General features: G+C 72.2%; 4 protein-coding genes. All 4 read right to left on the bottom strand.

The features are described from left to right. Window positions 1-102: 102 nt before the first annotated feature. The 4 genes from ABZ079_RS34340 to ABZ079_RS34325 all read right to left on the bottom strand — a co-directional run bounded on the left by ABZ079_RS34340 (window position 103) and on the right by ABZ079_RS34325 (window position 7065). Entirely contained in the window at window positions 103-2094 is a 1992-nt protein-coding gene (locus ABZ079_RS34340) for an ATP-dependent DNA helicase (RefSeq protein ID WP_356943365.1), read from the bottom strand. Between the two features lie 331 nt (window positions 2095-2425). Further along, the gene (locus ABZ079_RS34335; protein WP_356943364.1) at window positions 2426-3196 is read right to left on the bottom strand and encodes a GNAT family N-acetyltransferase; all 771 of its coding nucleotides are present in this window, start codon (window positions 3194-3196) and stop codon (window positions 2426-2428) included. An 88-nt stretch (window positions 3197-3284) separates the two neighbouring features. Then, window positions 3285-5210 carry an IucA/IucC family protein gene (locus ABZ079_RS34330; RefSeq protein WP_356943372.1) on the bottom strand — a complete coding sequence of 642 codons (1926 nt, stop codon included), beginning with the start codon at window positions 5208-5210 and terminating at the stop codon, window positions 3285-3287. A 382-nt stretch (window positions 5211-5592) separates the two neighbouring features. Then, window positions 5593-7065, bottom strand: a complete 1473-nt coding sequence (locus ABZ079_RS34325; protein ID WP_356943363.1) for a diaminobutyrate--2-oxoglutarate transaminase family protein — start codon at window positions 7063-7065, stop codon at window positions 5593-5595. Window positions 7066-7237 lie beyond the last annotated feature (172 nt).

Below are 7237 nucleotides of genomic sequence, written 5' to 3'. Positions count from 1 at the left end.
CGACCAGCTCGACCGCGTACCGCCGGACCGCCTCGGAGACGTGCACGCCGCGCACCGCCTCGATGAGCTTCACGATCTCGTGCGCGTGGGCCACCCCCGCACTCACTTCCGCGCCGTCTGATCCGCCTCTGCCTGCTTCGCCGCCGCGTCGATCGCCGCGAGCGACTTGCGGACCTGGTTACGGTCCGTCGTGTACCAGAAGTCGGGCAGTGACGCCTTGAGGTAGCCGCCGTACCGCGCCGTTGCCAGCCGCTGATCCAGTACGGCCACCACACCCCGGTCCCCGGACGCGCGTACGAGGCGACCGGCACCCTGGGCCATCAGCAGGGCCGCATGCGTGGCGGCCACCGCCATGAAACCGTTGCCGCCCGCGTCCTCGACCGCCTTCTGGCGCGCGCTCATCAGCGGATCGTCGGGACGCGGGAACGGGATCTTGTCCATGACGACCAGCTGACAGCTGGGGCCGGGGACGTCGACGCCCTGCCACAGCGACAGCGTGCCGAAGAGACAGGTCTTCGGCTCGGCCGCGAAGTTCTTGATCAGCTCGCCGAGTGTCTCCTCGCCCTGCAGCAGGATCGGGAACTCGGGGATGCGGGAACGCAGCTCCTCCGCGGCGAGCTGAGCGGCCCGCATGGACGAGAACAGCCCGAGCGTGCGGCCGCCGGCCGCCTGGATCAGCTCGGTCAGCTCGTCGAGCATGTCGGCGCGCTCACCGTCACGCGCGGGGCGCGCCAGGTGCTTGGCGACATACAGGATGCCCTGCCTGCGGTAGTCGAAGGGTGAGCCGACATCGATCCCCTTCCACTCCGGCAGATCCTCGCCCTCCACGCCCTCGGGGCCGAGCCCCAGGGAGGCGCCGACGCCGTTGAAGTCGCCGCCCAGTTTCAGGGTCGCTGAGGTGAGGACGACGCTGCGGTCCGCGAAGAGCTTCTCCCTGAGCAGCCCCGAGACGGACATGGGGGCGACCCGCAGGGAGGCGCCGAAGCGGTCGTGACGTTCGTACCAGACGACGTCCCACTCCGAGCCGTTCACGACCCGCTCCGCCACGTCGTGCACCGTCTCGACCGAGGCCAACGCCTGCTTGCGGACCGCGTCCTCGTCCTGGACCGACTTGTCACGTGTCGCGCCGATCGCGGAGATGACCGTGCGCGCGGCGTCCCGCAGCGCCGTCAGGGCATAGCCGAGATCTTCCGGGATCTCCTCGAGACGGCCCGGCAGGGCCAGCTCCATCAGCCGCTCGAAGCCCTCGGCGGCGGTCTGGAGCTGATCGGCCGCCTTCTCGTTGACGAGCTTGGCGGCACGGCGCACGGCACGGTTGACCTGGCCGGGCGTGAGTTCGCCCGTGGCGACGCCCGTGACGCGGGAGACGAGTTCGTGCGCCTCGTCCACGATCAGCACCTCGTGCTGGGGCAGCACCGGGGCGCCCTCGATGGCGTCGATGGCCAGCAGCGCATGGTTGGTGACCACGACCTCGGCCAGCTTGGCACGCTCGCGGGCCATCTCCGCGAAGCACTCGGCGCCGTACGCGCACTTCGACGCGCCCAGGCACTCCCGCGACGACACCGACACCTGCGCCCAGGCACGGTCGGAGACACCCGGGGTCAGATTGTCCCGGTCGCCGTTCTCGGTCTCGTCCGCCCAGTCCCGCAGCCGCAGGAGGTCCTGGCCCAGCTTGCTGGTGGGCGCGGCGGCCTCGAACTGGTCGAAGAGACCCTCCTCCTCGTCCTGCGGCATGCCCTCGTGCAGGCGGTGCAGGCACAGGTAGTTCGACCGGCCCTTGAGCATCGCGAACTCCGGGCGCCGGCGCAGCAGGGGATGCAGGGCGTCGACCGTGCGGGGCAGGTCGCGCTCCACGAGCTGGCGCTGCAGTGCGAGCGTGGCCGTCGCGACGATCACCCGTTCTCCGTGCGCGAGCGCGGGCACGAGGTAGCCCAGCGACTTACCGGTGCCGGTGCCGGCCTGGACCAGCAGGTGGGATCCGTCGTCGATCGCCTCGGCGACCGCTTCGGCCATGGTCACCTGGCCAGGGCGCTCCGTGCCGCCGACGGCAGTGACAGCGGCATGCAGGAGTTCGGAGAGTGAGGGCTTCGTCATAGCCCGTCCACCCTACGGCCCGGCACTGACAAACGGGCGATCACGGCGGGGACAGGGGACGGGATCACGACCGGAGCTCCTGGTGCGGTGGTGGGGAACGAGGGGTGAGCGGAGGGGGGCGTTCGGCGTCATGTCCGGAGTCCTCTCGATCGGTCCCGGCCTCCACCCGCGATCGGTCGAAGGCCTCCGTCCTCGATCCGACCGGTCGAGGGCATTCTCCCGATCGGCTGGGGCTCAGATCGCCGCTTGGCCGGGGATTCCGGATTCCGGATCGAGTGGGACCGGATCGAGCCGAACGGTGCACCGATTGTGAACGCGCCCTCATCCGGCGCTACAGCACACGCCGCAGCAGTCGGTCCCGGACCATGAGGGCGGCCCGCTTGTGGGGCAGGTCCACCTCGGCCGCGTACCGGAAACCGGCGCTCAGGAACGCGGCGACGGAGGGGGTGTTGCGGAGATCGGGTTCCGCTACGACACGTGTGCACGTGGGGCGCCGGTCGAGGATGAGGTCGGCCACGGCTCTGAGCAGGGCGGACCCCAGTCCCCGTCCTCGGTCCGCGGCACCACCGACGAGGAGGTGGATTCCGGTGTCGTGGGGACGGGCCGGATAGTGCCGGGCCAGCGGGTCCAGGTCCGCGCGGTAGATCTCCCAGTAGCTCATCGGCGTACCGTCCAGCACCCCCAGACACGGCACGCTGCGCCCGTCGCCGTCGAGTTGCGCCCGCAGGTGGTCCTCCGTCCGGTTCCGGGGGCCGGCCAGTTCCCAGAATTCCGCGACGGCGGGATCGTTCATCCAGCCATGGATCAGCGGCAGGTCACGCGCGACGCGTACGGTCACCAAGTGGAACGAGCCGACGGGGGTGGCCATCGGCCCCCAGGTGTGCACTCGGTCGAGCAGGCCGGGCGTCCCCACGGTGAAGAGAGCGAGGTACTCGGAGGGGAGGTGCAGATCCAGCGTGTCCTCGCTGTCCGCGTCGTCGTCATCGACGGTGAACTCGCTGAACACGGCGTCCCGGGTGCCGGCGGAGTCCACCCGGGGGCCGGTGCGGCCGGGGCGGTGAGGGGCGGAGCCGGGGGCGGCGTTCGCGTCGGTGGGAGGCATGGTGCGCTCCTCTCAGGAGACGGAGTGGGTCATGGTCCTCGGAAGTGCGGGAAGAGGGGCGGATCGCTTGTGAACGAGCTCGACGAGGTCAACAGTGAAGGGGGTTGGCGATGGTGACGTAGACGGACTGGGTGTCGACCGGGCCGACGAGCTCGTCGAGGCCGTACAGCCGGGTCAGCAGGTTGGCCTTGCAGCGCAGGACGGGTGAGTCGAGCAGGCGGCCGGGCAGGGAGGTGTGCAGGGCGGCGGGGCCCGAGACGAGATCGGTGAGGAAGCGGCGGAAGGCCGCGAGGAGCAGTCGCTCGTCGGCCAGGTGCTGGGAGCCGAGAGCACCGATGAGTCCGAGCACGTTGTTGACGGCGAGGTAGTAGGCGAAGCGTTCCTCGGTGACCTCGTCGGTGACGAAGGTGTCGCTGCGCTCTCCGATACCGGGCAGGCGGGCGTCCAGTTCGGCGCGCCGGGACTCGCGGAAGTAGTACCCCTGGTTGTCGCGATAGCGGCCGCCGGCGGGCCAGCCGTCGCCGTCCAGCAGGAGCAGGGTGTTCTGCTGGTGGGCTTCGAGGGCGATGCCGGCCTCGCTGTCCAGCCAGAGCACGGGACGGACGACCTGTTCCAGGTAGCGCAGGAACCACTCCGCGGCGACGGCTCCGACGGGGCGGCCGGTACGCGCGGCGAGCCGCGTCATGAGCTGGGCCAGCCGGGACCGCGTGGACCAAGGGGCCGCTGAGCGGGATGAGTCGGGGTCCGGCTCGGGGAGGGGCCGGGGGGAGACGAGTCCGGCGACACAGCCGACGTCGTCCGTCGGGGTGAACGGGTTGTGCCTGACCACCACGTCCAGTCCGGGCACCGGCAGCCCGTCCGGCCCGTCGACGGCGAGCCAGGCCGGGTCGCGGACGATGTCGAAGCGGGGGTGTACGGCCTGCCACTGCTTGAACAGGCCGGCGCGCAGCAGCCGGTGCACCTCGACCCCGCGATGGAGTTCCTTGCGCAGGTTCTGGCGGCGGGAGTTGGTGATGCGCAGGCCCAGCGACAGCTTCAGCATCGCGGGTGCCCCGGATCGGTGGACGGTGCGCACGGAGGAGGTGGGGTGCCAGGGCGTGCCGGCGGGGCCGAGGTCGCGGAGGAGCCCGGAGTCGAGGAGGGCGGCGACGGGTTCGCGGTGCCGCGCCTCGCGTGCCTGCCAGGGGTGCAGCGGCAGGGCGGCGTAACCGTCGGGCAGGGGCAGTGCGGTTCCGGCGAGGCGTCGGGTGAGGTGGCCGGCGGGGACGGAACGGCCGCGCTCGGTCCAGGCCGAGTCGGTGGCGAGCAGAGTGGGGGCGACAGCCATCCAGTGCAAGGGGAAGGAGCCGCGCAGCTCCGGTGAGTACCGGCGGGCTTCGGCCTCCGTCAGGCCCTCGCGGCTCTTGGGGGTCGGATGCAGGGGATGTCCCAGGAGGAGGGCCTGCTCGGCGCTGAGGAAGAGGTCGGGGGTGTCGGCGGGGTGTGCACGCCGGTCGCGGATGAAGGTCGCGGTGCGGCGGAGGGAGTCGGCCACCCTGGCCACGAGGTCGCCGCCGTCGCCGTGTCCGACGGCGGTGGGGCCTGCCGCGGTGGAACCGGTGGCAGTGGCGTTCGTGGTGCGGGCGCTGCCCGGGGCAACGGTGGTTTCCCTGGCGAGCGGCGCCGGGAGGATGACGGCATCGCGCGGAGGGGCGTCCTTCGGTGCGGTCTCCCTGGTGAGGAGAGCCGCGAGGGTGACGGCGTCGACGGGCGGGGCGTCCTCGGGGGCGCCGGTGAGGTGTGGTGGTCCGAAGCGGTGCCAGCCCGTCAGGGACCAGTAGTGGACCGGGACGGTCAGGGAGGTGCCGCTGGCGGGCAGCGGAATGTGGAGGGTGCCGGTCGCGGGGGCGGCGAGGTCGGTTTCGCGTACCCAGCAGCGCAACAGGTTCTCCACGGCGGCGGCCTGGGCGGCGGTGCCGGGATCGGGATCGTCCAGCGGGTCGGCGCCCGGCTCCGTCGGTCGCGTGAGTGACATGCTCCGCCGCTTCTGCTGGGGAAACGAGTCGGCGAGCGGAACGGGAGCGTTCGAGGCGCCGGAGTCTCCCTGTTCGTCGGGAGCACCGGAGAGGCCGTCGGGAGTGGGCGTGTCGTTCATGACGGCTCCTGGGGCTGGGGAGGGGGTGGGGTCAGCCGTTCCCGTCGTCCGCTGGGCCGCCGGTCCCTCGTGGTCGGCGGCTGCCTGGACGGGGTCGAGGGCCGCGTCGGCGGGGAGGACGGGCGTGTACGAGATGGCTGGTCGTGGTCACTGGGATGCGGCGTCGGGCCGGAGGGCTTGGCGGGAGGTGTGGGTGAGATGGGGCGTGGTCCCGGCCGCAGCGCTGTGCCGATTGCGGGGCCGGGTGGCGTGGGTGTGGTTCTCAGCCCGTGCGCTGGGCGGGGCCGTGGTGTCGTCGGTGGTGCGTGCGGTGGTCCAGGTGGTCGCGGGCCACCGCCGCCACCGCGTCCGTCAGTCGGTCAAGGACTGCTGTCGCCTGCTCGTCGCTGAGGGTCAAAGGAGGGAGCAACCGGACCACGGCCGCGTGACGGCCGCCGGGTTCGACGATCAGCCCGCGCTTGAGGCACTCCCGCTGAACGGCCGCGGCGAACTGGGGCGCGGCCTGGCGCGGGATACGGATGGGCTCCAGATCGCCCGGGTCCGCAGGGTGGTCGCCTCCGGCGGGCACCCCACCGGATGCTGCGCCGTCCGTACCCGGTTCCACCAGTTCGATCCCGATCATCAGTCCACGCCCCCGCACCTCCCCCACGCACGGGAGGCCGCCGATGGACTCCCGGAGCCGGCTCAGCATCCGGGAGCCGAGGTCGGCGGCCCGGGCGGCGAGGCCGTTCTCCCGGACGTAGGTGAGGGTGGCGGTGCCGGCGGCCATGGCGAGCTGGTTGCCGCGGAAGGTGCCCGCGTGGGCGCCGGGTTGCCGGACGTCGAGATGGTCGCGGTAGACGATCACGGCCAGGGGCAGGCTGCCGCCGATGGCCTTGGACAGGACCATGACGTCGGGGGTGATGCCGCTGTGGTCGACGGCCCAGAAGGCCCCGGTCCGGCCGACTCCGGTCTGGACCTCGTCGGCGATCAGCGGGATGGACCGCTCCGCCGTGAGCTGCCGCATCCGGCGCAGCCAGTCGTCCGGCGCGGGGATCACTCCGCCCTCTCCCTGGACGGGTTCGAGGATCATCCCGGCGGGCAGCGGTACGCCCGACTTGGGGTCGTCGAGGAGGGACTCGGTGAAGCGGGCGGCGAGTTCGGCGCCGCGTGGGCCGCCGATACCGAAGGGGCAGCGGTAGTCCTGCGGATAGGGGAGGCGGGCGACCCGGACGTCGCCGGCGCCGCCGGAGGCGGCCGGCGCACCGGCGGTCAGGCCGTGGTAGGCGCCGGTGAAGGCGAGGACGCCGGTGCGGCCGGACGCGGCCCGGACCAGTTTCAGGGCGGCCTCGACGGCGTCGGTGCCGGCCGGTCCGCAGAACTGGACCCGGGCACGGTCGGCGAGGCCGGGCGGAAGCGTGCGGAACAGCTCGGTGATGAAGGCGTCCTTGACGGGGGTCGCGAAGTCGAGGACGGAGAGGGGGGCGCCGGAGTCGAGGACCCTGCGAATGGCTTCCAGCACGACCGGATGGTTGTGGCCGAGGGCGAGCGTGCCGGCGCCGGAGAGGCAGTCGAGATAACGGCGGCCGTCGGCGCCCTCGATGGTGAGCCCTCGCGCCCGGACCGGCACGATGGGCAGGGCGCGCGCATAGGTGCGCGCCGCGGACTCGCGCGCCGACTGGCGTCTCAGAATTCCCTCGTGGGCGGCATGCGCTCCCCCGTACGCCCCTCCAGCCACCGGCTCGGTCACGGCCACGACTCGCTGTCCTCCGCTTCTCCGAGGCGAGTTGATCCACGGGGACCGGGCACAGGTAGCAGGCCCCACCGCTACCAACCGCGGACCGTCCGCCGGGTTACGGGTCGCTTCCGAGATCATTGCCGTGACGAGCCCGTTGCCGTGCGGCACCCGTTCGCGGTACGGAGTGGTG

Source organism: Streptomyces sp. NPDC006314 (assembly GCF_040613075.1).
Taxonomy (GTDB): domain Bacteria; phylum Actinomycetota; class Actinomycetes; order Streptomycetales; family Streptomycetaceae; genus Streptomyces.
The sequence above is the reverse complement of the archived record's forward strand: the minus strand, read 5'-3'. Positions and strand labels throughout refer to the sequence as shown.

Coding starts and splice junctions, on each gene's coding strand:
- ABZ079_RS34340 (WP_356943365.1), bottom strand. CDS start 2,094: ATGACGAAGCCCTCACTCTCCGAACTCCTGCATGCCGCTGTCACTGCC.
- ABZ079_RS34330 (WP_356943372.1), bottom strand. CDS start 5,210: ATGTCACTCACGCGACCGACGGAGCCGGGCGCCGACCCGCTGGACGAT.
- ABZ079_RS34335 (WP_356943364.1), bottom strand. CDS start 3,196: ATGCCTCCCACCGACGCGAACGCCGCCCCCGGCTCCGCCCCTCACCGC.